This is a genomic window from Stenotrophomonas sp. A3_2 (assembly GCF_036624925.1).
GTDB classification, from domain to species: Bacteria; Pseudomonadota; Gammaproteobacteria; order Xanthomonadales; family Xanthomonadaceae; genus Stenotrophomonas; species Stenotrophomonas hibiscicola.
This window is the reverse complement of record NZ_JAZKVY010000362.1, coordinates 22,326-47,845: the sequence shown is the minus strand read 5'-3', so window position 1 is coordinate 47,845 and position 25,520 is coordinate 22,326. Positions and strand designations below refer to the sequence as shown.

The window sequence follows — 25,520 nt, the reverse complement described above, 5'->3', positions numbered from 1 at the left end:
CCCGATGCGGGCGGCGCTGCTGATGCTCGGCAGCACGATGGCATTCGGCCTGATGGCCGTCGCCATCCGCTACGCCACCCGGTACGTACCAACCCAGGAAGTGGCGTTCTTTCGCAATGCCTTTGGCCTGCTCGCGTTGCTGCCGATGCTGCTGCGCCCCGGCCATGCACCACTGAAAACGCAGCAGCTGCCGCGTTATTTCGTGCGCAGTGCGATTGGCCTGGGTTCGATGCTGTGCGCATTCTGGGCACTGGGCCATCTGCCACTGGCGCAGGCGGTTTCCCTCTCGTACTCCACGCCGTTGTTCGTCACCATCGCCGCCGTGCTGTGGCTGGGCGAGACCGTGCGTGTACGCCGCTGGGCTGCGGTGGTGGTTGGATTCATCGGTGTGCTGGTGATCGTGCGCCCCGGTACCGCCGGCTTCACCGCGGGCAGCCTGGTAGCGGTGGCAGCCGCCGTGCTCAGCTCATTGGTGGCGATCCAGATCAAGCAGCTGACCCGTGTCGACAGCGCTGACACCGTGGTGCTCTACACCTACGTGTTCTGGGTGCCGCTGTCGCTGGTCCCGGCACTGTTCGTCTGGGTCTGGCCCTCCGGCATGGCGTGGCTGTGGCTGCTGGCCACCGGCGTGCTCGGCACCGTCGGCCAGCTGTTGTGGACCCGCGCGCTACGGCTGGGCGAAGTCTCCGCCCTGACCCCGATCAGCTTCCTGCAGCTGCCACTGGTAACGCTGTTCGGCTGGCTGCTGTTCAACGAAACGGTGGACCGCTGGACGATCATCGGTGCCGGCATCATCCTCGCCGCCAACGCCTACATCGCCCACCGCGAAGCCGTGCTGTCACGCCGCGCTGCAAGCGCGGCGGCCTCTGCAGCGGCCAAGCCCGCCGAGTAGATCCGCACCACACGTGGATGACGCTGCACTCCTCTGTAGAGCCGAGCCTACGCTCGGCTGCTCTTCGCGCCTCCACCGTTGACTGAGCGCGCAGGGTTCATCCACGCATGGCGTGGATCTACAGCGCGCGATACACCCGCTCCGCCGCATCGAACACATTGCCCGGTGCGAACTGCTCGCCCAGGTAGTGCAGCGACTGCCTGCGCAGTTGCGGCGAACGCTCCTCGCCATCGCTGCCCAACAGCACCTGCTGGAACTCGATCAGGTCCTGCAGGATGCGCCAATGCCGGTACCAGGCGATCCAGCGCGGATCGCCGCGGTCGCTGCCGTAGCCCTCCTCGAAGCCCAGCGGATTCTCGCGCCCCCAGCGCCCACCAACCGCCGCACCAATGAACATCAGGTCGCGCTCGCGCGGGGCCAGCGAAAGGCCGTCCCAATCGATCAGGTGCAGGCCCCCGTCATTGCCCATCAGCAGGTTGCCGGCATGCAGGTCGGTGTGACACAGATGCAGATCTACCGGTACGTCCTGCAATGCCACGAGCAGCTCCCGTGCCTGCGCATGCAGCGCCGCGATGCGCGCATGCTGCTGGTCCCATACCGAAACAAATGCGCGGCCCAGCCCGTCCTTCGCGGCCGCCAGGCCTTCGCCGGCCAGCCATTGACCGACCGTCTCCAGCGCCGCGGTCTCCAGCCGTACGATCGGCAGCGCCTGCTGCAGTTGCGCTGGCAGTTGCGCGCCGTGCAGGCGCCGCAGTACCTCGCCCAACCGCTTCCACTGCGTGCGGCTCAACGCCGCCTCGAATCCGGACTGCCCTTCCACATAAGGGAACAGGGTGAACTGCAGCCCCCACCGCTGTACCGATGCGCCGCCGGTCAATGCTGGCCACGGCGCAACGATCTCATCGATACCCAGCGTGCCGCGCAGCCAATGCAGGCTGTCCCACACCGCTGGGGCGACCTGGTAGGTGCGGCATTTCAACCACCACTGCCCGTGCCGCGCATCGACGCGATACACGCTGGCATTGGCGTCGGCACCCACCGGGCGTGGCACCACGGCGGTGGCAGTGATGCCATAGGATTGTTGCAGGACTTCGCCGAGATGCTGCGCCGAAGCGAATGACATGGATGCAAGCGGAAAGTATTGCCTGCTGCCACTATCGCAGATGCATTCGCCGCGACACAGACATGTCCGTCACAACATCAGCTCGCCGCGACCAGAGAACTAGCCTGCGATGCGTCGCATCACCATCTCCAGCGGGCCGCGTGCGAACTGCCACGACCACAGCCAGGCCGCGCCCGTGGCCAACATCAGGAACAACAGCGCCCACAGCAGCACCGACGCCAGCGATGCACCGCCATCAAGCAGCCCCAGGCTTTCCAGCGTGCCCATGCCCAGCAGGATGTGGCCCACATACAGGGTCAGGGTCATGCGTCCGGCCGCGATGAACGGCTCCAACCAGTCACCCGGTCGCACACGCGCCAGCCACAGGCAGGCGGCGATGACACTGCAGGCCGCACCCGCACCCGTGAGCACATAGGCCGGTCCCGGCGGCATCGGCTGCGTTCCCAGCCACACCTGCCAGGGCGTCCCCTGCCCAAGCTGCTGCACGCCATGTCCAGCCCCGATCAGCAGCAGCCCCAGCACCAGCAATGCTCGCTGCACCCGCGGCTGCGACAGCTGAAGGCGTGCCAGCAGCATCCCCAGCAGGAAGAAGCACAGCCACGGCAGCAGCGGATGGAAGCCGTTGAACAACAGGTTGCGGGCCGCGCCCGGCCATTGCCACAGGTCGGCGTATTCTAGCGTCTGCCAGTTCCATCCCTGGCTGTAGTCCCAGTGCAGCAACGCCCAGAACGAACACGCCGCCAGGCCCACGATGCTGGCCAGCAACACCCGCGGCGACGCACGCAGCCACACCACCGCCAACGCGAAATACACCGCGTAGTAGTGCAGGATATCGGCCGGGAACAGAGTCAGGTTGAGCAGGCCCAGCACCATCAGGAACAGCGCGCGCCTCCAGGTCTGCACGCTGGCCGGCCACCACCCCTGCCGCTGCGTGGCCAGCACCAGGCCAAGACCGGCCAGAGTGACGAACGTCGCCGAGGCTTTGCCTTCCAGCAGATGGAAGAACCCTGCCAACCAACTCTCACCCTCTGCCGGCACGGCCATCGCCAGGCGGAAGTTGACCAGCACCATGCCGGCCAGGGCCAGGTAGCGCGCCAGATCAAGGCCGTGCAATCGCCGGTCAACGGCACTCATGCGCGTGCCCCGAGCAGCAGCGCGAGCAGGCCAAGATCCAGCGAGGCCTCATCGATGCCATCGGCTTCGCCCAGCCCCCGACGCAGCGCATCGCTTTCAATGGCATCCAGCAGCACCTGCGCCTGCAATGCCGGGGCCAGCACGGGACGCCGACGTTCGCGCCGTGCCACCTGCTGCAGGGCTTCGGCCAGGGTCGCCTGCAATTGCCTGCGATTGGCCGCAAATGCCTCGGCCACGGCCGGATTGCGTGCGCTCTCGGCCAGCACTTCGACGGCAAGCGTCGCCCATTCCGGCTGGCGGCACAGTGCGTGGAAGTCCTGAAGGAAACCCAGTACCTGTGCGCGCTCGCCTTCGGACGCGGCCAGTCGACGCAGCAACGGTGCAAGTTCTTCGCTCTCGGCCACTGCCACTGCAAGGATGATCGCTTCCTTGCCCGGGAAGTGGTTGTAGAGGTTGCCCAGGCTGACGCCAGCCGCCTGCGCGATGTCACGCATGCTGGTCTGGTGGAATCCCTTGGCGAGGAAGCACCGCAGGGCCGCCTGCAGGATCAGGGTCACGCGCTGCTCATTGCGGTCGATTCGGCTCATGCCATAAATAGTGAACGAACGTTCGTCCATTTTGAAGAGGGTAACCCGGCCACCACCGGGCTTCGTTCAGGCAGCCTTGACCTCAACCGCTGTTGAGGCCCGATGCTGCCCGCCCCGCCCAACGCTCAACCCGGAGTTGCTGCATGCCACGGATGATCTCCACCCTGCTCGACAGCCGCATGATGTGGTTCCTCGCCCGACTGCTGCTGGCCGTGGTGTTCCTATCCTCGGGTCTGGCCAAGCTGCTGGCGTGGGACAACAGCGTGGCCGAAATGCAGGCGGCCGGGCTGCAACCGCCCGCGCTGTTCAACATCGCCAGCGCCGTGGTGCTGCTGGGTGGCTCACTGTGCGTGCTGCTCGACCGCCTGCTATGGCTGGGCAGCGGCGCGCTGGCAGTGTTCATGCTGCTGACCATCGCCGTCGTGCATACCTTCTGGACCAAGCATGGCGCGGAACAGCAGCTGGCCCTGTTCTTCGCGCTGGAACACTTGAGCGTGGTCGGTGGCCTGATCTGCGCGGCCATCGCCAGCCATGCGCGGGCTCAGAAGAACTCGTCGAGCAACCGGTAGAACGCCAGCCGACGCTCGTCGGCCACCGCGCCATAGCGCTGGAACAACGGCGCCACCCAACGCGTGTCGCCGAAGTTGTGAACCAGGCTGCGCGCGGCCAGCGCCAGGTCCTGGTAGCGGTCGGCCACGCCCAGCCGCCCACAGTCGATGAAACCACTGAAACGCCCCTCGACCGCCATCAGGTTCGGCAGGCACGCATCGCCATGGCTGACCACCAGATCTTCATGGTCGGGCCGGGTGCTGCACAGTTCGGCGAACACCTGCTGTGCGCTCTGCCCCAGGCGCTCGTCATCGAAGTCATCGGCGTCGACCAGACCCGCCTCGACGCGGGCGGCGGCGGCCTGCAAGCGCGAGGCCAATCGCTGGTCGAACGGACAGGCTGCCACCGGCAACGCATGCAGCCTGCGCAGCGCGTCAGCCAGCAGTTCCACCAACTGCTGCGGCGCAAGTTCCGGCGACGAGGCCAGGTCGCGGCCGGGCAGCGCGCTCATCAGCAACCAGCGCCGGCCCGCTTCTTCCGCGGTGGCAATCACCGTTGGCGCCGGCAGTCCCTGTGCCTGCAGCCAGCGCAGGCGCATGATCTCATCGCCCAGCTCACTGAAGGCGTCGATCACTTCCGACTTCACGAAGGCATCGGGCTGGCCTGGCTGCTGCACACGAGCAACATCCGCACGCGACACGCCGATCGACTGCCGCTCGATGCGCGCATCGGCCAACGCTTCCTGCCACGCCCGCGGCAGCGGCAGGCCATCAGTGAAGGGATCGGGTGCTCCCATGTCGGGATGCTCCTGTTGCTGCGGACCCTACGGATTCTCGCCGATCCCGAAGCACACCGCCCAGCAGAGCGCGCAATGGAAGGAAGCGACATGAAATTGATGGTCATCGGCGCCAGCAGGGGCCTCGGTCGGGCATTCGTGGAAGGCCTGTGCAGTGCGGGCGACACCGTCATCGGCGTTTCGCGCAGCCGTCCGCGCGACTTTGAATGCCCAGAGGGTGTCACCCTGCAGTGGATCGAGGCCGATCTGTCCCAACCCACCCTGGCTGCCAATCACATCGCAGCGCAGGCACCGGCCGATCTGGATGTGCTGATCCACAACCTGGGCATCTGGGAAGAGACCGCCTTCAGCGACGAGTACGCCTTCCTCGACGAGAGCGATGCCGCGCTCACCCAACTGGTCGACGTCAACATCACCGCGACCCTGGTGCTGCTGCAGCGCCTGCTGCCGCGGGTACTGGGCGCACCACGCCCGCAGCTGGTGCTGACCGGCTCGACCTCGGCGCTGCCACGCAGCGGCCGCCCGGAAGTGGCGTTCGGCGCGTCCAAGTTCGCGCTCAACGGCATCGCCGATGCACTGCGCGAGGGTTTCCGCGATCGCCGCCTGGCGGTGACCAGCCTGCAGCTGGGCTACCTCAACACCGACGATGCACTGTCGGTGCCGGTGGCAGAGGCCGCAGCACGCGGGGATGGCGAACTTGTCCCGGTACACGATGTGGTGACCATGGTGCGCGCGCTGCTGCAGCTGTCGCCGTCCGGCTTCGTACGTGAACTGGTACTGCCAGCCATCGCCGACCCACGCTACTGACCTTGCCGGCCGCCGCAGGGCGCCATCAGTGGCCGCGCGCGCGGTCGTGGTTTACCCTGCTCCTCACCGGCCGTCGGTCACAGGCGGGAATGCTATGGATGCGCTGTCACGGGTCTCGGCCCAGGTCCTGGACGGTTCCCTGCCCAGCCTGCCGCTGTACCTGCTGCAGGCCACCGCAGTGATCGGCATGATCGGGGTGCTGCTGATCGCCACCCGCCGTGCCGGCCATGCCATTGAAGGCCGCCGCCTGTATGTGGGCGTGGCACTGGGCCTGATCTACCTGTTCAATTCCTGGTTCGTGGCCCGTTACACCCAGGGCGTGGTCAAGCTGCACCTCGGCTTCGACATTCTGCTGGTCAGCGGCCTGCTCGGCGGCTGGCGCGGTGGCCTGGTGTGCCTGGGCGCCAGCCTGCTGGCCCGCTACCAGTTCGCCGGCACCCAGTACTTCCTGCCTGCCGGCCTCGAGGCCACGCTGCAGATGCTGGCCGGCGTCTGGCTGCGCAGGCGCCTGCACCCGCACATGCTCAATGAACTCTCGCTGCGCATGATCCTGCAGGCCTGGGGCGTTCGTGTCGTCGTCACTGCGTTGGGCTTGGCACTGGGCGTAGCAATCATTGGTGCCAACCAGCTACCCGTGGAGGAGCTGGCAATCCAGCGGCTGCTGGCACTGCCGCTGTCACTGCTGATGCTGGGCGCGGTGTTCGCACTGGTCTACAACGATGCGCAGATCGATGCACAGCGTCAGCGCGAACACGCCTGGCTGCGCATCGATCCGATCAGCGGCCTGCCCAACATGCGTGCGCTGGGCGAACGTCTGCAGCAGTACTGGCGAGACAACGACGGCCTCGGCAAGGCCTGCCTGATCGTGGCCGAGATGGGCAACCTGCGCGATCTGCGCCTGCGCTACGGTCCGCTGCAGGAAAGCGGCCTGTGGCAGCGCGACAGCACCGAAGAAGTACATCGGCTGCTGCCCTCGCTGCCGGCCGGGCAACTGGAGATCTACCAGTTCGGCGATGCCGCGCTGGCGATCCTGGTGCGCGACCTGTCCTTGTCCGAACTACGTACGCAACCGCAGATCACCGAGCTGGCCAGCAACCTGGCCGAACGGGTGGGCCGCGATTGGCCCGGTTTCCGCCCGTTGTTCCGTTGCGCGGTAGTCGAACTCAAGCCCCCCACCGATACAGACGACGGTCACCTGCCGTTCCGGGCGATCACCCTGACGATGAGTGCGATCGAATCGGGCGTCGTGTTCTTCGACGACCCGATCCAGCGCGACAGCGAGATCGACGCCCTGATCGAAGTCGCTCTCGAACGCTGGCTGCAGCAGGGCGATGCACCACTGTGCTACCAGCCCAAGCATCGCCTGCAGGACCGCCAGCTGGTCGGCGCCGAAGCACTGCTGCGCATGCGCGACGGCGAGGGGCGGCTGATCGCGCCGATGCGGGTGATCTCGCTGCTGCGCCGGCAGGGGCGGCTGGCTGAACTGGAATGGGCCACGCTGCAGTCGGCCATCCACTTCCTGCAGCAGTGCCGACGCGATGGCACGCAGCTGAAAATCGCCGTGAATGTTTCGGCCGAGTCACTGCGCCTGCCCGGCTTCGGCCTGCGCCTGCAGGAACTGCTGCAGCTGCACGATGTGCCCGGCGTGATGCTGCGCCTGGAGATCGTCGAATGGACCGAGATCGTCGAGCGCGACGTGGTCGATGCCAACATCACACAGCTGCTGGCAGCCGGGGTCACCCTGTCGCTGGATGATTTCGGCGCCGGCTATTCAACCCTGATCCTGCTTTCGCAGCTGGCCATCGCCGAGGTCAAGATCGAGCAGGCGCTGATCGCCACGCTGTCCGACGCCAAGTCGCAGTCGATCGTGCGCTTCATCGTCGAGGTCGCGCACCGCTGCGGCGCGATCGTGGTGGCCGAAGGTACCGAAACCCTGGCGCAGGAGCAGAAGCTGCGAGCCCTGGGCGTGGATGTCGGCCAGGGCTATCTGTACTCGGCGGCGCTGCCGGCCGACGAGTTCCGTCGCTTCGCCGCCAGCTAGACCGCGTAGAAGCCCAGGAACATCGCAACCGCCGATTCGGCCACGCGCGCACGTTCCTGCGCGGTCAGCGGTGGCTGCCCCATCGTGACCTGTGGCCAGAACGCAAAGCTCTTCACCAGGCCGTGCAACTGGTGGCCGGCAAAGTCCGGATCCACCTCGCGCAGGCGGCCATCGGCAATTGCTGCGCGGATCCAGGCACTCTCGCCACTTTCCTTCTCGCCCATGCGGCAGACGATGGCCTGCGCCCGCTCCGGTGAGTGGATGACCTCGGCCATCGCCACCCGTGCCAGGTCGATGAAGTTGGCATCGCTGAGCAGTTCCAGCTTCTGGCCCAGCAACTGCAGCAGCTGCGCCTGCAACGGCTGGTCCGCGCGATACGGCAGTGCGTCGCTGGCCACGCTGCGTTCCCACAGCTCCTCCAGGATCATCGAAAACAACGCTTCCTTGCTCGGGAAATGGTTGTAGACGGTGCGCTTGGAGACCCCCGCCGCCTCTGCAACGCGGTCCATGCTGGTGGCCTCGTAGCCCGAGGCACGGAACTCCTCCACCGCCGCGCGCACGATGGCATCGCGTTTACGGTCGGTCAGGCGTTGCGGGGCACGGGGCATGGCGGGAACCGGATAACTGAACGGACGCCACCATTTTACACCCATCAGTGTACTTTTGAAAAAGACGAAACTACACTGTGCAGTGTACCCAGCGGACGTCACCCATGAAGCGCCTGCTCCTTGTCCTCCTGCTTGGAATCCTCGCTGTGACCGCCTACACCTTCTGCAAGTCCTGGTCCCTCCCCGACTTCCCCGATTCGCCGCAGTACCGTGATGGCAAGTTCCGCAATGCCCTGCCCCGTCCGGCGATGGGCCTGCGCGACGGTGCGGAGATCTGGTGGACGTTCCTGTTCAACAAGCCCAAGGGCACCGTCCCGGCCCACCCCATTCCGGTGCAGCCGCTGGACCGCGCCACGCTGGACGCCGCGCCGGACCGCAGCCTGTTCCGGCTGGGGCACTCCACGATCCTGCTGAAGCTGCGTGGCCAGTACTGGCTGACCGATCCGGTGTTCTCCGAGCGCGCCTCGCCGGTGCAGTGGATGGGCCCGGCGCGCTTCCACGCACCGCCGATTAGCATCGACAAACTGCCGCCCATCGCCGGCGTGATCCTCTCGCACAACCACTATGACCATCTCGACCATGCCGCGGTAATGCAGCTGGCTGGCAAGACCGCGCGCTTCATTGCACCGCTCGGCGTCGGCGACCAGCTGATTGCCTGGGGTGTGGACGCCAGCAAGGTCGAACAGCTGGACTGGTGGCAATCGACCGAGGCCAGCGGCCTGCGCCTGACCGCCACGCCGGGCCAGCACTTCTCCGGCCGCGGCCTGGGCGACAGCGACCGCAGCCTGTGGGCGTCGTGGGTGATCCAGGACGACGACTTCCGCATCTTCTTCAGCGGCGACACCGGCTACTTCGACGGCTTCAAGGCCATCGGCGAAAAGTACGGACCGTTCGACCTGACCATGATCGAGACCGGCGCCTATGATCCGCGCTGGGCATTCGTGCATATGCAACCGGAACAGACGCTGCAGGCGCACCTGGACCTGCGCGGCAAGTGGCTGCTGCCGATCCACAACGGCACCTTCGACCTGGCCCTGCACGCATGGCAGCAGCCGTTCGAGCGGATCACCGCGTTGGCCGCGGCGAAGAACGTGCCGGTGGCCACGCCGATGATGGGAGAAGCGCTGGACATGCAGGCGCCGCAGGCGGGCACGCGCTGGTGGGAGACGGTGGAGTTGTAACCGGCGTGACGGGGCGTCATGTATCCCAAGGCCCTGTAGAGCCGAGCCATGCTCGGCTGCTTCTGAAACGTGTTCAGTGGAAGTCAAGCAGGCTCAGCTCTGGCGAAACTGCAGGTAGAGACGCTGGCAGCATTGCTGACATCAAAATGCACCGCTATCAACTCGGCTTCCGGGAGCGCCTTCTGGACCTGCGCGCATGTGTCACGCGCGACATCGTTTGCGGCCGTTCCCTCTCGCCAGAATCGCAACGCCAAGATGCCCGGCAAACCGCTGCCCAGCAATGCATCGTCACATCCCGACTCTGCAAGACATCGCTCAAATGCACTGAGATCTTCTCCGGTATCGGGCACCCGATACATCAGCGTGAAGCTGAATTCCACCATCAATCCATTTCAGACCTGAGGTCGCTATCAATCAGCGTATGACCTAGCCTGCAGGCGTCCAGAGCCACATGCGTCAGTCCCATCGATGAATCGTGACTCAAGCCCACGAAGGAGGCGACCGGGGATCATCCGCAACCTATTGCAGCGCGTCATGTAACCGATTACATCCCTTGCTAGCGTAGCGCTCGCCCGATACCGGCCGAACCTGCGAGGCTGTCCGTAATGACGTTGCGCGCCGAACGCTCCAAGGTCTCCACCCCGCTTTTCCCGTTGTGCCCTGTCGCTGCCCTGCTGTTGGCCGCGCTGGCCTACAGCGCGCAGGCACAGACCCTCCCCCCGCGCAGCCAATGGCAGGCCAGCAGTTCCTCACAGCAGGTGCCGGCGATGGCGATCGGCCACCTGATCGACGGCGATCCGAAGACCGTCACCGGCGGCGCCTTCAGCCCCGGCCACTGGTTCCAGATCGATCTGGGCACGCCAACCCTGCTGGCTGGCGCACGACTCACTTGGGATGTCTCCAACCCGGAAGGCTATTCACTGCAGACCTCACTGGATGGTACGCAGTGGCAGACCGCGTACACCATGGCCGATTCACTGGGCGATGTGGAAACGCTGTACTTCGCGCCGCGGCAGGCGCGCTATCTACGACTGGCCAGCCCGCAGCGCACCTCCGATTGGGGCGTGTCGATCTTCGAGCTGGAGCCACTGGACAGCACGCTCAGCGCACGCGTCAGCGGCGTGGATGCAATGCAGGCAGCGGCACTCTGGCAAGGCGGCGGCACCGTCGCGATTCCGGCCGGCACGAATGGATCCCACGCGCTTGAGATCACGCTGCCCCGCGCTCAACCTACTGCGGGTCTGCTGGTTGAGTGGGCTGATGGCGCGCGCGGCGCTGCCCGTTTACAGGCGCAGGACGGCCGGGGTCGCTGGCACGACTGGGCGCACGACGCTCAGGCGGCCAGTCATCGGCAGAGCTGGCTGGCCGCAGATGACGCCCAATCCCTGCGGGCGTTCCGGCTGAGCGTGGACGGCGCCGCACCGCAGGTGGCGCGACTGCGCCTGCTCGGCCCCAAAGCCGTAATGACACCGATGAAGCAGTACCAGATCGCCGCCAGTGGTGCGCAGCGCGCGTTGTTCCCGGCCTCGCTGCAGATGCAGCAGACCTACTGGACTGCGGTCGGCGTGCATGGCGGACGACAGAAATCGATCTTCGACGAGTACGGCAACCTGGAAGCGTTCAAGGGCGCGCCGCTGGTGCAGCCGATCTGGCGCAGCGCCGATGGGAGCACTGCGGGTGCGGCCGGGCAGAACGTGCAGCATGCATTGCGGGACGGTTGGAAGCCGATGCCCTCCGCTACCTGGTCGCCGCAGCCCGGGCTGGAACTGCGCAGCGAAGTGTTTGCCATCGAACGTGGTGGCCAGCCGGTGACCTTCCTGCGGCATCGGCTGCACAACACGGGCAGCGCCAGGATCGAAGGCACGCTCAGCCTGGTCGTGCGCCCGATGCAGATGAATCCGCCGTGGCAGAACGGCGGGCTGTCACCGATCCGCGATGTGGCGATCGATGGACAGGCCGTGCGCGTCAATGGACGCACGCTGCTGCAGTCGCTCACGCCGGTGGCTGCGTCGGGCGCGGCGCCGTTCGGCAAGGATGGCGCAACGGAAATCACCGCGACCCTCGCTGCAGGCCAGCTGCCCTCCACGCAACAGGCGCGCGACGACGAGGGTCTTGCCTCGGCTGCGTTGAACTACCGCGTATCACTGGCACCGGGGGCCAGCGATGCCATCGTGGTCGCGTTCCCGCTGGGTACTACCGCCGCCGATACCAAGGGCGCACTGCCCGAAGCGCCTGCGCTCGATCTAGCCACGCTGCCCCGCGATGCCAATGCGGCGTTCGATTCCCTGGCCACGCAGGCCTCCGCGGACTGGCAGGCACGGCTGGGCCAGGTCGGCCTGCGCCTGCCCGATCCCTCACTGGTCGACATGCTGCGTGCGCAGGCCGCCTACATGCTGATCAACCAGACCGGCCCGGCCATGCAGCCCGGCCCGCGCAACTACAACCGCTCCTTCATCCGCGACGGCATGGCCACCTCGGCGGTGCTGCTGCGCATGGGTGAAGCCAAGGTCGCGCGCGACTATCTGGGCTGGTACAGCGAACACGGCGTGCATGCCAACGGCCTGGTCTCGCCGATCCTCAACGACGATGGCAGCGTCAACACCGGTTTCGGTTCGGATATCGAGTACGACAGCCAGGGCCAGTACGTAGCGCTGGTGGCCGATGTCGCGCGCCTCGATGGCGGACCCGAATCGGTACGTGCCTATCTGCCGAAAGTGAAGGCAGCGCTGCGCTTCCTGCAGGAACTACGCGAACGCACGCTGGTGCCCGGCTACAAGGCCGACCAGCCAGCGCCGGAACGCTTCGCGGGCATTCTTGCGCCGTCGATCAGCCATGAGGGTTATCCGTCTCCCACCCACAGCTACTGGGACGACTATTGGGGCCTGAAGGGCTGGCACGACGGCGCGTGGCTGGCCGAATCGCTGGGCGACCACGAGACCGCAGCGTGGGCACGCGAACAGTACAAACTGCTTTACGACGCGCTGCATGCCTCGATCCGGGCGACGATGGCGTGGAAGGGCATCGACTTCATTCCCTCCTCGGCCGACCTGGGCGATGGCGATCCCACCGGCGTTTCGATCGCACTGGACCCGACCGGCGCACAGAGCGTGTTGCCCGCCGAGGCGCTGCGGACCACCTTCGCGCGCTACCTGGAGGACGTCCGCAAGCGCAGCCAGCCCGGTGCGCTGTACGCGTACACACCGTACGAGATCCGCAACGTGCTGAGCTATGTGCACCTCGGCCAGCCACAGGTGGCCGATGAGCTGCTGCAGGGGCTTCTGCATGATCGGCGCCCGCTTGAGTGGCAGGTGCTGGCCGAAGTGGTGCATTCACGGCTGCGCTTCCCGCGCTATCTGGGTGACATGCCGCATACGTGGATCGGCGCGGAATACGGCCGCACGCTGTTCGGCATGCTGATGCGCGAAGACGACGATGCGCTGTCGCTGCTGCCGGGCACGCCACCGTCTTGGGTGGCTGGCGATGGGTTGGCGGTGGAGCGGCTGCCGACCGCGTATGGCACGTTGCAGATGCAGGCGCGGCAGCGCGACGGCATGCTGACCGTCACGCTGGGCAAGGGGTTGCGCAGCGGGACGGCAGTGAAGGTCTGGTGGCCGGCGCGCACGATGCCGAAGACGGTGCGTGTGGATGGACGTAGCGTTTCCGACTTCGACGCCGATGGCGTGCGCCTGGCGAAACCGTTCAGAACGCTGGAAGCGCGTTGGTAAAGCAGCCGAGCATGGCTCGGCTCTACAAAGACGGAGGTAGCGCCGGGCCACGCCCGGCGTCATTGCAGCGTCGGCAACCCCGGCGGATTGGTCTGCGACTGTGGCACGGCTTCCTCGGCCACATTCCATCGCTTCAGCGCCTGCGCATAGGTGCCGCTGCCGATCTGGGTGTTCAGCGCCTGCGTCACCGCGTCGGCCAGGCCGCTGCCCTTGCGCGTGGTCACCGAGATCGCTGCGGCATTCGGCCAGCCGCCAGGGAACAGGCCCACGCGCCGCACCTTGCCGTCGCGCGCCGAATAGGCGCCGGTAGCATTGGGCTCGAACGATACATCGGCGCGGCCGGTGATCACCGCCAATCGGCCGACCAACGCGTCATCGAAGTACTGGTATTCCACGGGCTTCAATCCCGCCGCGATGTTCTGCTGGTCCCACTGGCGCAGGATCTGGTCCTGGTTGGTGCTGGCGCCCACCACCACCTTCAGCCCGGCCACATCGGCGGGCTTTTCGATTTTCTGGATGGGCCCGTCGCTGCGCGTGTAGATGCCCAGCAGGTCGTAACGGTAGCTGGAGAAATCGAACTTCTTCTTGCGTTCTTCAGTGACCGTCACGTTCGACAGCACCGCATCGTACTTGCCCGACTCCAGCCCCAGCGGCCAGTCGGCCCAGGCCACCGGCACGATCACCAGCTTCAGGCCCAAAGCATCCGCGATCAGCCGCGCGATGTCCGGTTCGATGCCGACCACGTCCTTGCTGTCGGCGCCGTAGTCGGCCAGCGGTAGCTGCCCCGGGTGGGTCGCCACGGTGAATGCGCCCGGCGTGACGAAGCGGTAGCCCGCAGGAATCAAGGCCTGCGCCTTCGGGTCGAGCGTGCCCTTCAGCACGGCGGTGTTGGTGCCGGCCAGGCTGGCCGCGGCCACAGCGGCAGCCTCCGGGGCCTGGCGCACGCGCGAGTAGACGATGCCGGCGATGCCGATGATCAGCACGCCCACGATCAACAGGGTGCTGCGCGAGGGACGACGCGGTGCTGCAGGGCTCATGATGTTCCTTCCGGGGTTACAGGGTCTTGGCCAGGAAATCGGCGGTGCGTTGCTGGCGCGGGCGCTCGAACAGGGCCTCGGGCGTGCCCTGCTCGATCACCCGGCCCTGGTCCATCATCACCACGTGGTCGGCCACGCGGCGGGCGAAGCTCAGCTCATGGGTGACGATCACCAGCGTGGTACCCGAACGGGCCAGTTCCTCGATCACGCTCAGCACCTCCGCCACCAGTTCCGGGTCCAGCGCCGACGTGGGTTCGTCAAACAGCAGCACCTTCGGCTGCAGCGCCAGCGCGCGGGCAATCGCGATGCGCTGCTGCTGGCCACCGGACAGCTGGCGCGGGAACGCATCGGCCTTGTCGGCCAGGCCGACCCGCTCCAGCAGCGTGCGCGCCTGCTGCTCGGCCTGCGCGCGCGATACACCACGTACCGCGATCGGTGCCTCGATGATGTTCTCCAGCGCGGTCAGATGCGGGAACAGGTTGAAGCCCTGGAACACCATGCCCACCTCGGCACGCCGACGGCGGATCTCGCGCTCGGGAAGTTCGTACAACGTGTCACCCTCGCGGCGGTAACCGATCAGCTGGCCGCCGACGGTCACGTAGCCGCTGTCGGCACGTTCCAGGTGGTTGATCAACCGCAGCAGCGTGGATTTCCCGGCACCGGACGGGCCGATCAGCACCGTCACGCTGCCGGCGCGCAGCTCCAGTTTCACGTCTTCCAGCACCGGCTGATCGCCGAACACCTTGCCCACGCCATGCAGCGATACCGCCGCACCCTCGCCCGCCTCCACCTGGGTGGCGATGCGCGGGCGGTTGGCCACGCGCGGCGCAGCATCACTGGATGTCCGCACCGGTGACGACACCCGCGACACCGAGCGCTCGCGCTGCAGCTGGCCGCGCGCGAAGCGCTGTTCCACGCGCCGCTGCAGCAGCGACAACACGGTCAGGATCACCAGGTACCAGACCGTGGCCACCATCAGCAGCGGCACCACTTCCAGGTTGCGCCGATAGATCACCTGCACGGTGTAGAACAGCTCCGGCAGCGCCAGCACGTAGACCACCGAGGTGCTCTTGGCCAGGCCGATCACATCGTTGAACGCGGCCGGCAGGATCGAACGCATCGCCTGCGGCAGGATGATGCGGCGCACCTGGCGGCCACGCGGCAGGCCGAGCGCGGCCGCCGCCTCGTACTGGCCGTGGTCGACCGAAAGAATGCCACCGCGGATCACCTCGGCCGAGAACGCTGCCTGGTTCAGGGTCAGGCCCAGCACCGCGGCGGTGAACACACCGATCAGCTGTGTAGTCGGGTACGAGAACAGGCTGATGCCGGTGAACGGCACGCCCAGTTCGATGGTGCTGTACAGATAGCCCAGGTTGTTCAACAGCAACAACAGCACGAGTAGCGGAATCGAGCGGAACAACCACACATAGCCCCACGACACCGCCGACAGCAGCGGCGAACCGGAGACGCGTGCCAGCGCGAGCAGCGTACCCAGCGCGAAACCGAGGCCGGTGCCAAGCGCGGTCAGCAGCAGCGTGCGACCCAGGCCTTCCAGCACCGGGCGTGCGAAGAACCACTCGGCAAAAGTGCCCCAGCCCCAGCGCGGATTGCCCAGCACGGACTGCAGCCCGATCAGGATCAGCGCCAGTGCCAGTACCGTGCCGAAGACCTGCAGCGGATGCCGGGCGGGCACGATCTTCAGTGCCGGTCCGGGCGCCGGACGAGCGGCGATGCCCTCCAGCGCGGTCGACGGTGTGCTCATGCGTGGGCTCCGTGCAGCAGTGCCTGTGCAGGGGTAACGACAGGCGTCGTCGCCCGCAGGTGCTTCTCGAACGGCAGATGCGCAACCGTTTCCGGGTCGGCCTCCAGATCGAACAGCGCGGTGTAGCCGTGGCTCAGGTACAGGCCAACAGCTTCCGGCTGGCGGAAGCCGGTCGTCAGGAACACCCGCCGGTACCCTTGCCGCGCCGCCTGCTCTTCCAGCTCCTGCAGCACGCGCCGCGCAATGCCCTGGCGACGCAGCCCGGGTAGCGTCCAGATGCGCTTGAATTCGGCGGTATCCGGATCGCGGTGCGGCATGAACGCACCGCCGGAAATCGCCACCCCGTCGCGCAGCAGCAGCACGAAGGCGCCCACCGGGGCCGCAAAGGCCTGCGCCGGGTATCGCTGCAGCTCCTCGCGAGCGCTGCCGCCGATGCGTCGACGCACATCAGCGTAGCGACTGTCATATTCCTGCTCCAGGCCATCGAACAACGGCCGCGCCAGCGGGTCGTCGACCGAGGTATAGAGGAAGCGTTCGTCGTGGCTCATGTCGCGTCCTTCACCAGGTAATCTTCGGCCAGCCGCGCCCACAGGCTGGCGGCGGGGGCAATGGCGGCGTCGTTGAACACATAGCGCGGGCTGTGCAACGGTGCGCTCTCGCCGTTCCCGACGAACACGAAGCTGCCCGGTCGTGCCTGCAGCAGGAAGGCGAAATCCTCGCTGGCCGTGCGCGGTGCGAAGTCGGGCACCACCTGTCCGGCGCCGAAGCCCTGCACGGCCACCTCGCGGATGTAGGCGGTCTGCTGCGGATGGTTGATCACACTGGGGAAGCCGCGCGGGAATTCGATCTCGGCGCGCGCACCGAACGCGGCGGCAGTCTGCTCTGCAAGTTCGGTGACGCGGCGCCGCAGGGTGTCGCGCACCTCCGGTAGATAGGCGCGAACGGTCAGCTTCAGCTCGACCACGTCCGGAATCACGTTGGCGGCCTGCCCGCCGTGGATCGAACCGACGGTGACCACGCCCATCTGCCGCGGATCGACATTGCGCGACACCACGCTCTGCAATGCAGTGATGATGTGCGCGGCGACCAGGATCGGGTCCACGCTGCCCTGCGGCTCGGCACCGTGGCCGCCCTTGCCGATCACCTTCAGCCGCGCCCAGTCGACCGACGCCATCGCCGGGCCGTCGACGAAGCCGAAGTGGCCCACCGGTACGCCGGGCCAGTTGTGCAGCCCATAGATCGCGTCCACGGGGAAGCGCTCGAACAGGCCGTCGGCAATCATCTTCGATGCGCCCGAGCCCGTCTCCTCGGCCGGCTGGAACACCAGCTGCAGGGTGCCGTCGATATTGCCGTGATGGGCCAGATAATGCGCCGCAGACAGCAGGATGGCGGTATGCCCATCGTGGCCGCAGGCATGCATCAGGCCCTCGGTCTGGCTGGCGTAGGCCAGGCCGGAGTCCTCGTGGATCGGCAGTGCGTCGATGTCGGCGCGCAGGCCGAGACGACGGCTGCCCTGCCCGCGCTGCAGCGTGCCGACCACACCGGTGCCGCCGAGCCCGGTGGTCACCTCATAACCCCACTGCTGCAGCAGCTCGGCCACACGTGCACTGGTGCGATGCTCCTCGAAGGCCAACTCCGGGTGCCGATGCAGATCGTGGCGAATCGCGATGGCAGCCTCGGCGCGTGCTGCAATTTCCGGCAGCACGCCGATGGACGCGGAATCCCGCCGGGCATGGCCCGGCGCTACCGAGTTCTCTCCGCTCATCGCCCTACCCCACCTTCCGCGCCGGTTCGGCGTCGGTCGAATAGCGGCTGGCCTTGTACGGCAGACCCAGATGCTCGCGCAGGGTCTGTCCTTCCAGCTCGCGCTGGTGGTAGCCGCGCGCCTGCAGGATCGGCAGCACCTGGGTCACGAAATCGTCCAGGCCTTCGCGTTGTGCGGCGAAGCCGAGAATGAAGCCATCGCTGGCACCGGCATCGAACCAGCGGATCAGCTCATCGGCCACGTGCTCCGGCGTGCCGATGAAGTTTGGTCGCGGGCTCACCGCTTCCAACGCCACCTGGCGCAGGCTCAGGCCCTTCTCACGCGCATCCTGCTTGATGCGGTCGGTGGTGGAACGGAACGAATTGCTGCCGATGTCACCCAGCTCCGGGAACGGTGCATCCGGGTCGTACTGGCTGAAGTCGTGGTGATCGAAGAAGCGCCCCAGGTACGCCAGTGCATCCTCCAGCGTGGCCAGTGCGGCAATCGCCTGGTACTTGGCCTCGGCCTCCTCGGCGGTGCGGCCGACGATGGGGCCGATGCCCGGGAAGATCTTCACGTCATTGCCGCTGCGGCCGTGCGCGATCGCCGAGTTCTTCACTTTCTGGGTGAATGCACGGGTTTCTTCCAGCGACGGCGAATGGGTGAACACCGCATCGGCGTACTTGCCGGCCAGCGCGATGCCATCGTCAGACGAACCGGCCTGGAAGATTACCGGCTGGCCCTGTGGCGAGCGCTGGATGTTGAGCGGGCCTTCCACCTGGAAGAAGCGGCCTTTGTGGTCGAGCCGGCGGAACTTCTCAGGCGTAAAGAACGTGCCGCTGTCGCGCTCGCGCACGAAGGCGTCGTCATCCCACGAATCCCACAGCCCCTGCACCACCTCCAGATATTCGTCGGCGATCTGGTAGCGCAGCGCATGCTCCGGGTGCGGCCGGCCGTAGTTGCGGCCCGAACCCTCCAGTGGCGAGGTCACCACGTTCCAGCCGGCGCGGCCGCCACTGAGCAGATCCAGCGAAGCGAACTGGCGGGCGACAGTGAACGGGTCGCTGTACGAGGTCGACAGCGTGCCGGCCAGGCCGATCTTCTTCGTTGCCGTGGCCAGCGCCGAGAGCAGCGAGATCGGCTCGAAGCGGTTGAGGAAGTGCGGGATCGACTTCTCGTTGATGTACAGGCCATCGGCCACGAAGCCGAAGGCAATGCCGTTGTCCTCGGCGGTGCGCGCAATGTCGATGTAGAACTGCAGGTTGACGCTGGCATCGGCCGGATTGGACGGATGCTTCCAGGCATGCATGTGGCTGCCGGGGCCCTGCAGCATGATGCCGAACGGAATGTGGCGCGGGGTGGTGCTCATGGGAATCGCTCCTGCAGGTCAGGCCACCGCCGCGCGCGGCGCGGGCGACAGCAGTTCGAGGGATGTCAGGCGTGCGTCGAAGTCGGCCACCGGCGCGTCGAGGATGAATTCACCCACGCCGAAGCGTCGGTGCAGCGCATCCAGTTCGCCGCGTACCTGTTGCGCATCGCCGGACAGCACGCTTGGCCGTGTTTCCTCGATGCGGAAGTCCGCCACACCTACCTGGCGTGCATACTCGGCAGCCGCCTCGGGGCTGGGCAGGTTCACCGTCTGCCCCGGGCCAAGATACAGCTTGTAGACGCGCAGCGCGCCGATATGGCGTGCGGCTGCTTCGGCAGTCGGTGCGGCGAAGGCCACCGTGGCGAGCAACGGCGGCTGCGAGGCGACGCTGCGGTAAGCGTCGAACGCAGCCTCGATATGTTTCGGGTCGCCATCGAAGTGCGCGGCGTACACGAAGCGCCAGCCGAGCTCGGCCGCCTGCCCTGCACTCTGCGGGCTGGCACCGAGCAGGAAGCGCTCCGGCGCCTGCTGTGGAATCGGGCGCGCCAGCGCCTCGGTCGCGGCACCGGACAGATAGCCCTCCAGGTCGCGTAGCTGCTGGTCGAAATCGGCGAATGCCGGGCGCCCGGCCGCCAGCGCGGCGGTCGATGCTGGCAGGCCACCGGGCGCCTTGCCCACCCCCAGATCCACGCGCCCCGGCGCCAACGCCGCCAGCAGGTTGAAGTTCTCCGCCACCTTGTACGGCGCGTAGTGGCGCAGCATCACCCCGCCGCTGCCGATACGGATGCGCCGGGTCTGCGCCAGCACCCACGCCGCAAGCACCTCCGGTGCGGGACTCGCCAACGTCGGCGCGGCATGGTGCTCGGCAAACCAGTAGCGGTGATAGCCCAGCTGTTCGGCGCGCTGCGCCAGCTGCAGGCTGTTGCGCAGCGCCTGCTCCGGCGAGGCGCCTTCGGCCACCGGGCTCTTGTCCAACACGCTGATCTGATAGCTCATGGTCGCGTCCTCGCTCAGGGATGGGCCACGGGGATGCCGAGCAACCCGTTCAGCGCGGCCAGGATCGGCTCGGCACCGGAGATGTACTGGCGGTCCTGGTGCACGCCACTCGCGAGGTCACTGCGCACGCCCTGCGGCAGCACCAGCTTCGGCAGCGACTGGTCCTGCTCGCCGATCTCGGCGATCACCTCCCGGCGCGGCCGTGCGAAACCGATGCGGCGCACGTCCAGCTGCGCGTCCAGGCCGTCGATGCTCGACAGCGCACCTTCCAGCAACAGGCTGTGCCGGCAGAAGAAGCGCTGGCCGGGAATCTGTCCGTCCTCGAACTCACGGTCGAGCAGGAACAGGATGGGCTTGTCGGTTGCGTCCAGACTCACGGGGTCGTCCTCATCGGGGGGCGGCAATGCGATGCCGCTTCGATATCGATGCTAGAGATGACGGCGGTCGGCACGGCGATGCCAGGCGACAATCGGCGGTCAGATCCGGCCATGCAGATGCGCCTTGGCCATAAGCAAAGCGCCGCCGGTTATGCCGTCAGGCGATCCTTCGCAGCGGCGCCGGTACCGCCAGCGCCTGCGAAGCCAGATGCCCTGCCGCGCGCTCGGCCGCCAGTGCGATGCGCGCCTGCAAGGCTGCACTGTTGATCTGCTCGCCATCGAAGTCGGCAGGCGTGGCATACACCCCGATCGGCAGCGTGTGCGCCTGCAGGAAGCTGAACAATGGCCGCAGCTGGTGGTCGATCACCAGCGCATGGCGCTCGCTGCCGCCGGTCGCTGCCAGCAGTACCGGCGTATCCACCAGCGCTTCCAGCCCGATGAAGTCGACCAGGTGCTTGAACAGTCCCGGATACGATCCCCGATAGACCGGCGCAGCCACTACCAGCAGCCCGGCCGCCTCGATCGTCTGCAGCGCCTGCTCCACGGCGGGCTCCACTTCGTCGCGCGACAACGACTGCCCCAGCGAACGCGCGATCGGTGCCAGCTCCACCAGCTCCACGCTGGCATGCACCCGCTGCTGCAGCGACGCCAGCAGGTGCCGCACCAGCAGCAACGTGCGCGACGTCGCCGAACTGGTCGGCGACCCCACCACTGCAACCACCCTCAATGCAGAAGACATGAACTGCTCCTCGATGATGCCGAACTGCCGCCGGCCGCCTTTCGCCTTGTGTAGAACCGAGCCATGCTCGGCTGCTTTCGCCTTTGTGGAGTCGAGCCATGCTCGACTGCTCCAGATCAGAACCGGTAATTGATCCGCCCGTACCAGAACGCCCCGATGCGGCTCAGCACGTCGCCCGAATCCCAGGTCGTCTCGATGCTCGCCACATCGGTGGCACTGCGCGCGTACTCCGGCACCTTGCGGGTGCGCTTGTCGAACACGTTGTTGATGCCCAGCGCCGCACTCCAGCCCGCACCCAGTTCCACGCCACCGGAGAGATTGGTCACCAGCACCGGCGGCTGTTTGTACTCCACGCCGTTGTTCAGGCGCTTGATCGGGCCGTAGTAGGTGAAGTCGACGTTCGAGCGCCAGCGCCCGTTCTGCCAGCCCAACCCCGCCACCTGCGTGTAGCTGGGCGTACGGAAGCGCAGCGCGTACTCGCTGCTCTTGGTCAACAGGTTGATGTTCGGCAGCCCCTGCAGCGCCGCCGGAATGTCGCTGACCTTCTGGATGGTGGTGCGCCCCACGTTGGCCGCATAGCTCCAGCGCAGCTTGCCCCACACGGTTTCCTGGTTGGCCTCCAGGGTCAGCTCGACACCGCGTGTGCGGGTATTGCCCACGTTGGTGAAGTAGCTGGCATAGAACGCATCACCCGGCAGGATGCTGATGCCGGCCGAACCCAGCAGCGCATCGATGGTGTTCTTCTGCGCCGCAGTCAGCACCGTGCCGCTGTTGTCGGTGATGCGCGCTGGATCCTGCGCGTTGTAGCCGATCTGGCTGGACTGGCCGAGCTGGCCACGGATGTCGATCTGGTAGGCATCCACGGCCAGGTGGAACGCCGGGCTCGGGTCCCAGGTCACGCCCAGGCTGTAGTTGGTGGCTTTCTCGGGCTTCAGCGGCGTCGCACCCAGCGCAACCGCCGCCGGCGAAGACACCTGCGCCACCAGCGTGGTGCCGCACGGGCAGCTGCCGGTGGCCTGGTAGTACTGCGCGCCCAGGCTGGGCGCGTGGAAACCGTTGCTGACCGTGGCACGCACGCCCAGCGCGTCGGTGAAGTCGAAGCGCGTGGTCAGGCGGCCGGTGGAGACACTGCCGAAGTCGGAGTGATCTTCCCAGCGCGCGGCCGCATCCAGATACCAGCGCGAGGTGATGTTGGTGGCCGCGCCCACATAGACCGCCTTGCTGTTGCGGGTAGCCTTCACCGCGTCCGCAGTGGAATAGCCGACGAAGGCCGCAGCACCAAAGCCGGTATACGACTCCCACTGCCCCGCCCCACGTTCGTACTGTTCGTGCTGGTACTCGGCACCTGCGCTCACTTCCAGCGGCGAGGCGAACGCAGCCACCTCGAAGCCACGGCGCAGGTCCAGGTTGGCGATACCCTGCTGGTAGTCCAGCTTGCCGTCATAGAAATCGGTGGGCGATCCCGGGTACGGCAGCGAATAGTTCACCGAATTACGGGTGTAGGTACGCACCGTGCTGCGGTTGCCGGTCAGGCTGGCGTCGTAGTCCCAGCCCGCGATCTGGCCTTTCACGCCTGCGGTGCCGGTGTACTGTTTCTCCTTGGTTTCCAGTACCGGCAGGAAGCCATCCGGGAACACACTCAGCACGCCGGGTGCCTTGTAGGTGGTGAAGATGGTCGCCGGCAGACGGAAGTTCTGGATCGCCTGCGCGGTGCGGTCACTGGCCGTAGCGTTAGCGTAGAACTGCGCGCTTTCGCCCAGGCCATGGCCCACGTTCACCGCGAAGGCCTTCAGCGCATACGACGGCGAGCTGAGGATGGTGTTGGCCTCGGCATCGCGGTTGGCCTCAGCCGGGTTCGGCGCAGCACCCGCTGGCAATCGATTGTTCGGCCGCAGCGCCACCAGATTGCCGCTGCCATCCACCGCCGGATAGCTCAGGTAGCCATCGATGTAACGGCGGGTACGGATCGCGTGGTGCTGCCGCGTGGTCTCGCCGGACAGGTTGACGAAGCCATCGGCACCCCACGGCAGGCCCACGTTGGCACGCACGCTGGTTCGCGAGCCATCGCCATCAATGCTCTGCCCGCTTTCCACGGCGAGCTCGCCACCGTGCGCCTGCGATTTCAGGATCACGTTGACCACACCGGTGATCGCGTCCGAACCATAGATGGCCGATGCACCGTCGCGCAGCACTTCCACATGGTCGATGGCCGAGACCGGAATCAGCGCCAGATCGGCCCAGGCATGGCCGGGGAAGCCGCCGCCGTTGGCACCGCTCACATAGGCACTGGCATTGCGGCGCTTTCCGTTCACCAGCACCAGCGTGTAGCCGGGCGACAGGTTGCGCAGCTGGTAGCCACGGATCAGGCTCTCCTGGTCGCTTTGGTAGCCACCGATCTGGCTGAGCGACGGCAGTGCGCGCTGCAGTGCTTCCAGCAGGTTGGCCTGGCCGGTAGAGGCAAGGTCTTCAGCGGAGATCACGTCGATCGGCGTGGAGCTGTTCTTCACCGTGCGCGTGCTGGTGCGCGACCCGGTCACCACCACGGCATCCAGCGTGGACGCTGCCGCGTTGGCTGTCGCGGCGGTGGCGGCAGGAGCGGCATCGACTTCCGCCGCATGGGTGGGCGACGCGGCGAGGATGGCTGTGATCAGGACAGCGAGAGTGCTCAGGACAGGGGCGTGGGCGGCAGGCATGGGGGCTCGTGGGGGTGGGCCGGAAACACGCTTCCATTCAAGGGCCTGTTCACCTGGCGCGACAGGCAGGATCACGTCACCCAACCGTCATATCCGGCCACCCACATGACCGCTGGTAATGAGGTTAGGCGGCATTGCCGGTGCACTGCTGTCTGTAGAGCCGAGCCCACGCTCGGCTGCTCTTCGCGACGGCGTCAGATGCATCCCCTGCCGGTATTGAGCCGAGCGTGGGCTCGGCTCTACAAGAGGGGAGCGACCGCTCCATATGCCTGGCCGGCATCACCTCATGCCCGCGCACCACTCAGCGCCATGCATCTGCACCCGTAGCATCAACCCATGCCCAGCCCACCCGCCGACCCCGCTGCGCCGCTCGTTGCCATCGTCGCCTGCCACGGCCAGGGGCTGTTCGAATTCGGCTGTGCGGTGGGCCTGTTCGCGCCGATAAGACCCGAGCTCGGCGTGGCCTGGTATCGCACCCAGCTGTGCGCGGGTGAACCCGGTGCGCTGCGCATGCTTGGCGGAACGCAGGTGCAGCTTCCCTACGACCTCAGCACAGTTGATGATGCCGACATCATCGTCATTCCCGGTTGGCGCGAGCCCAGCGAGCGCCCGCCACAGGCGCTGCTTGATGCACTCATCCGTGCCCACGGCCGTGGCGCGCGCATCGCTTCGATCTGCTCCGGTGCCTTCGTGCTGGCGTGGGCCGGGCTGCTCGATGGCCGCCCGGCCACAACCCACTGGCGCCTCACCGAAGCGCTGGCGCGCGACTTCCCACGCATCGATGTGCGCGAGGACGTGCTGTACGTCGATACCGGCAGCATCATCACCTCGGCCGGCTCGGCCACCGGCATGGACATGATGCTGCACATGGTGCGCAAGGACTACGGCGCGCGCGTGGCCAACCTGGTGGCCGAGCGGCTGGTACTGGCGCCATGGCGTGATGCCGGGCGCAGCCAGCGCGTCAGCCGCGCCATTCCCCATGGCGAGCCCTCGCGTCTGGCAAAACTGATGGAATGGATGCGCCGCAACCTGCGCGAGCCGCACTCGCTGGGCAGTCTTGCCGAGCAGGCCGCGCTCAGCCAGCGCACGCTGCAGCGGCAGTTCCTGGAAGCCACCGGCCTGTCACCCATCGACTGGCTGATCCGCGAGCGCGTGGCATTCGCCCGCGAGCTGCTGGAAACCACTGATCGGCCGCTGCAGTGGATTGCCGAGCAGGCCGGCTTTGGTTCGCAGGAGTCGTTCCGCCGGCACTTCCGCGGCCAGGTGGACGCCAGTCCTACCGAATACCGCAGCCAGCATCGCGGCGGAATTGGCGCGGATCGGCTGGTGGGCTGCTGATCCAACGCATCACTCCCAGGTG

At 66.8% G+C, this 25,520-nt stretch carries 22 protein-coding genes; 7 read left to right on the top strand and 15 right to left on the bottom strand.

Annotated features, from left to right (window positions below):
• Window positions 1-4 precede the first annotated feature (4 nt).
• A complete protein-coding gene (locus tag R5H29_RS21445) occupies window positions 5-892 on the top strand; it encodes a DMT family transporter (protein ID WP_019661359.1) in 888 nt (295 codons plus the stop codon).
• Window positions 893-1,010: 118 nt separating this feature from the next.
• Here R5H29_RS21445 and R5H29_RS21440 read toward each other — a convergent pair whose 3' ends face one another.
• The 3 genes from R5H29_RS21440 to R5H29_RS21430 form a co-directional block, all read right to left on the bottom strand.
• On the bottom strand, window positions 1,011-2,015 hold the full coding sequence (locus R5H29_RS21440) for an aminoglycoside phosphotransferase family protein (protein ID WP_019661358.1): 1,005 nt from the start codon (window positions 2,013-2,015) through the stop codon (window positions 1,011-1,013).
• Between the two features lie 99 nt (window positions 2,016-2,114).
• Entirely contained in the window at window positions 2,115-3,149 is a 1,035-nt protein-coding gene (locus R5H29_RS21435) for a heparan-alpha-glucosaminide N-acetyltransferase domain-containing protein (protein ID WP_332329795.1), read from the bottom strand.
• Window positions 3,146-3,736, bottom strand: a complete 591-nt coding sequence (locus tag R5H29_RS21430) for a TetR/AcrR family transcriptional regulator (RefSeq protein ID WP_111103734.1) — start codon at window positions 3,734-3,736, stop codon at window positions 3,146-3,148. Before R5H29_RS21430 ends, R5H29_RS21435 begins: the two co-directional genes overlap by 4 nt.
• A gap of 143 nt (window positions 3,737-3,879) precedes the next feature.
• Here R5H29_RS21430 and R5H29_RS21425 point away from each other — a divergent pair, with 143 nt between their 5' ends.
• Window positions 3,880-4,305 carry a DoxX family protein gene (locus R5H29_RS21425; protein WP_332329794.1) on the top strand — a complete coding sequence of 142 codons (426 nt, stop codon included), beginning with the start codon at window positions 3,880-3,882 and terminating at the stop codon, window positions 4,303-4,305.
• Here R5H29_RS21425 and R5H29_RS21420 read toward each other — a convergent pair.
• A complete protein-coding gene (locus R5H29_RS21420; protein WP_332329793.1) occupies window positions 4,278-5,081 on the bottom strand; it encodes an APH(3')-II family aminoglycoside O-phosphotransferase in 804 nt (267 codons plus the stop codon). The genes R5H29_RS21425 and R5H29_RS21420 overlap by 28 nt on opposite strands.
• Window positions 5,082-5,171: 90 nt before the next feature.
• On the opposite strand from R5H29_RS21420, the gene R5H29_RS21415 reads away from it, so the two are divergent.
• Both R5H29_RS21415 and R5H29_RS21410 read left to right on the top strand, forming a co-directional pair.
• Window positions 5,172-5,888: an SDR family oxidoreductase gene (locus R5H29_RS21415; protein ID WP_019661353.1), complete on the top strand. Its 717-nt coding sequence runs from the start codon at window positions 5,172-5,174 to the stop codon at window positions 5,886-5,888.
• A gap of 94 nt (window positions 5,889-5,982) precedes the next feature.
• Window positions 5,983-7,929: an EAL domain-containing protein gene (locus tag R5H29_RS21410; RefSeq protein WP_332329792.1), complete on the top strand. Its 1,947-nt coding sequence runs from the start codon at window positions 5,983-5,985 to the stop codon at window positions 7,927-7,929.
• Here the strand turns inward: R5H29_RS21410 and R5H29_RS21405 are convergent.
• Window positions 7,926-8,537, bottom strand: coding sequence for a TetR/AcrR family transcriptional regulator (locus R5H29_RS21405; RefSeq protein WP_171952086.1), 612 nt, complete (start codon window positions 8,535-8,537; stop codon window positions 7,926-7,928). The two genes, R5H29_RS21410 and R5H29_RS21405, sit on opposite strands and share 4 nt — an antisense overlap.
• Window positions 8,538-8,641: 104 nt before the next feature.
• On the opposite strand from R5H29_RS21405, the gene R5H29_RS21400 reads away from it, so the two are divergent.
• Window positions 8,642-9,718 (top strand): MBL fold metallo-hydrolase, encoded by a 1,077-nt coding sequence (locus R5H29_RS21400; RefSeq protein ID WP_134731409.1) that lies wholly within the window; start codon window positions 8,642-8,644, stop codon window positions 9,716-9,718.
• A gap of 83 nt (window positions 9,719-9,801) precedes the next feature.
• Here R5H29_RS21400 and R5H29_RS21395 read toward each other — a convergent pair whose 3' ends face one another.
• On the bottom strand, window positions 9,802-10,101 hold the full coding sequence (locus tag R5H29_RS21395) for a hypothetical protein (protein ID WP_146268432.1): 300 nt from the start codon (window positions 10,099-10,101) through the stop codon (window positions 9,802-9,804).
• A 222-nt stretch (window positions 10,102-10,323) separates the two neighbouring features.
• Here R5H29_RS21395 and R5H29_RS21390 point away from each other — a divergent pair, with 222 nt between their 5' ends.
• A complete protein-coding gene (locus R5H29_RS21390; protein WP_332329791.1) occupies window positions 10,324-13,443 on the top strand; it encodes a discoidin domain-containing protein in 3,120 nt (1,039 codons plus the stop codon).
• Window positions 13,444-13,502: 59 nt separating this feature from the next.
• Here R5H29_RS21390 and R5H29_RS21385 read toward each other — a convergent pair whose 3' ends face one another.
• The 9 genes from R5H29_RS21385 to R5H29_RS21345 form a co-directional block, all read right to left on the bottom strand.
• Window positions 13,503-14,480 carry an ABC transporter substrate-binding protein gene (locus tag R5H29_RS21385; protein ID WP_332329790.1) on the bottom strand — a complete coding sequence of 326 codons (978 nt, stop codon included), beginning with the start codon at window positions 14,478-14,480 and terminating at the stop codon, window positions 13,503-13,505.
• 16 nt (window positions 14,481-14,496) lie between these two features.
• Window positions 14,497-16,242 carry an amino acid ABC transporter permease/ATP-binding protein gene (locus R5H29_RS21380; protein ID WP_180877260.1) on the bottom strand — a complete coding sequence of 582 codons (1,746 nt, stop codon included), beginning with the start codon at window positions 16,240-16,242 and terminating at the stop codon, window positions 14,497-14,499.
• Window positions 16,239-16,790, bottom strand: a complete 552-nt coding sequence (locus R5H29_RS21375; protein WP_134731399.1) for a GNAT family N-acetyltransferase — start codon at window positions 16,788-16,790, stop codon at window positions 16,239-16,241. The genes R5H29_RS21380 and R5H29_RS21375 overlap by 4 nt, the downstream gene beginning before the upstream one ends.
• The gene (locus R5H29_RS21370) at window positions 16,787-18,007 is read right to left on the bottom strand and encodes a M20 aminoacylase family protein (RefSeq protein ID WP_332329789.1); all 1,221 of its coding nucleotides are present in this window, start codon (window positions 18,005-18,007) and stop codon (window positions 16,787-16,789) included. Before R5H29_RS21370 ends, R5H29_RS21375 begins: the two co-directional genes overlap by 4 nt.
• A gap of 4 nt (window positions 18,008-18,011) precedes the next feature.
• Window positions 18,012-19,355: an LLM class flavin-dependent oxidoreductase gene (locus R5H29_RS21365; protein ID WP_332329788.1), complete on the bottom strand. Its 1,344-nt coding sequence runs from the start codon at window positions 19,353-19,355 to the stop codon at window positions 18,012-18,014.
• A gap of 18 nt (window positions 19,356-19,373) precedes the next feature.
• Entirely contained in the window at window positions 19,374-20,351 is a 978-nt protein-coding gene (locus tag R5H29_RS21360) for an MsnO8 family LLM class oxidoreductase (RefSeq protein ID WP_332329787.1), read from the bottom strand.
• A 14-nt stretch (window positions 20,352-20,365) separates the two neighbouring features.
• Entirely contained in the window at window positions 20,366-20,728 is a 363-nt protein-coding gene (locus R5H29_RS21355; RefSeq protein WP_005409341.1) for a DUF3088 family protein, read from the bottom strand.
• A 157-nt stretch (window positions 20,729-20,885) separates the two neighbouring features.
• On the bottom strand, window positions 20,886-21,467 hold the full coding sequence (gene msuE, locus R5H29_RS21350) for an FMN reductase (protein WP_332329786.1): 582 nt from the start codon (window positions 21,465-21,467) through the stop codon (window positions 20,886-20,888).
• Between the two features lie 116 nt (window positions 21,468-21,583).
• On the bottom strand, window positions 21,584-24,160 hold the full coding sequence (locus R5H29_RS21345) for a TonB-dependent receptor (RefSeq protein WP_332329785.1): 2,577 nt from the start codon (window positions 24,158-24,160) through the stop codon (window positions 21,584-21,586).
• Window positions 24,161-24,496: 336 nt separating this feature from the next.
• On the opposite strand from R5H29_RS21345, the gene ftrA reads away from it, so the two are divergent.
• On the top strand, window positions 24,497-25,498 hold the full coding sequence (gene ftrA / locus R5H29_RS21340; RefSeq protein WP_329859260.1) for a transcriptional regulator FtrA: 1,002 nt from the start codon (window positions 24,497-24,499) through the stop codon (window positions 25,496-25,498).
• Window positions 25,499-25,520 lie beyond the last annotated feature (22 nt).

Excerpts from the sequence above, each read along its gene's own strand:
- R5H29_RS21445 (WP_019661359.1), top strand. The coding sequence starts at position 5 with ATGCGGGCGGCGCTGCTGATGCTCGGCAGCACGATGGCATTCGGCCTG.
- R5H29_RS21440 (WP_019661358.1), bottom strand. The coding sequence starts at position 2,015 with ATGTCATTCGCTTCGGCGCAGCATCTCGGCGAAGTCCTGCAACAATCC.
- R5H29_RS21435 (WP_332329795.1), bottom strand. The coding sequence starts at position 3,149 with ATGAGTGCCGTTGACCGGCGATTGCACGGCCTTGATCTGGCGCGCTAC.
- R5H29_RS21430 (WP_111103734.1), bottom strand. The coding sequence starts at position 3,736 with ATGAGCCGAATCGACCGCAATGAGCAGCGCGTGACCCTGATCCTGCAG.
- R5H29_RS21425 (WP_332329794.1), top strand. The coding sequence starts at position 3,880 with ATGCCACGGATGATCTCCACCCTGCTCGACAGCCGCATGATGTGGTTC.
- R5H29_RS21420 (WP_332329793.1), bottom strand. The coding sequence starts at position 5,081 with ATGGGAGCACCCGATCCCTTCACTGATGGCCTGCCGCTGCCGCGGGCG.
- R5H29_RS21415 (WP_019661353.1), top strand. The coding sequence starts at position 5,172 with ATGAAATTGATGGTCATCGGCGCCAGCAGGGGCCTCGGTCGGGCATTC.
- R5H29_RS21410 (WP_332329792.1), top strand. The coding sequence starts at position 5,983 with ATGGATGCGCTGTCACGGGTCTCGGCCCAGGTCCTGGACGGTTCCCTG.
- R5H29_RS21405 (WP_171952086.1), bottom strand. The coding sequence starts at position 8,537 with ATGCCCCGTGCCCCGCAACGCCTGACCGACCGTAAACGCGATGCCATC.
- R5H29_RS21400 (WP_134731409.1), top strand. The coding sequence starts at position 8,642 with ATGAAGCGCCTGCTCCTTGTCCTCCTGCTTGGAATCCTCGCTGTGACC.
- R5H29_RS21395 (WP_146268432.1), bottom strand. The coding sequence starts at position 10,101 with ATGGTGGAATTCAGCTTCACGCTGATGTATCGGGTGCCCGATACCGGA.
- R5H29_RS21390 (WP_332329791.1), top strand. The coding sequence starts at position 10,324 with ATGACGTTGCGCGCCGAACGCTCCAAGGTCTCCACCCCGCTTTTCCCG.
- R5H29_RS21385 (WP_332329790.1), bottom strand. The coding sequence starts at position 14,480 with ATGAGCCCTGCAGCACCGCGTCGTCCCTCGCGCAGCACCCTGTTGATC.
- R5H29_RS21380 (WP_180877260.1), bottom strand. The coding sequence starts at position 16,242 with ATGAGCACACCGTCGACCGCGCTGGAGGGCATCGCCGCTCGTCCGGCG.
- R5H29_RS21375 (WP_134731399.1), bottom strand. The coding sequence starts at position 16,790 with ATGAGCCACGACGAACGCTTCCTCTATACCTCGGTCGACGACCCGCTG.
- R5H29_RS21370 (WP_332329789.1), bottom strand. The coding sequence starts at position 18,007 with ATGAGCGGAGAGAACTCGGTAGCGCCGGGCCATGCCCGGCGGGATTCC.
- R5H29_RS21365 (WP_332329788.1), bottom strand. The coding sequence starts at position 19,355 with ATGAGCACCACCCCGCGCCACATTCCGTTCGGCATCATGCTGCAGGGC.
- R5H29_RS21360 (WP_332329787.1), bottom strand. The coding sequence starts at position 20,351 with ATGAGCTATCAGATCAGCGTGTTGGACAAGAGCCCGGTGGCCGAAGGC.
- msuE (WP_332329786.1), bottom strand. The coding sequence starts at position 21,467 with ATGTCTTCTGCATTGAGGGTGGTTGCAGTGGTGGGGTCGCCGACCAGT.
- R5H29_RS21345 (WP_332329785.1), bottom strand. The coding sequence starts at position 24,160 with ATGCCTGCCGCCCACGCCCCTGTCCTGAGCACTCTCGCTGTCCTGATC.
- ftrA (WP_329859260.1), top strand. The coding sequence starts at position 24,497 with ATGCCCAGCCCACCCGCCGACCCCGCTGCGCCGCTCGTTGCCATCGTC.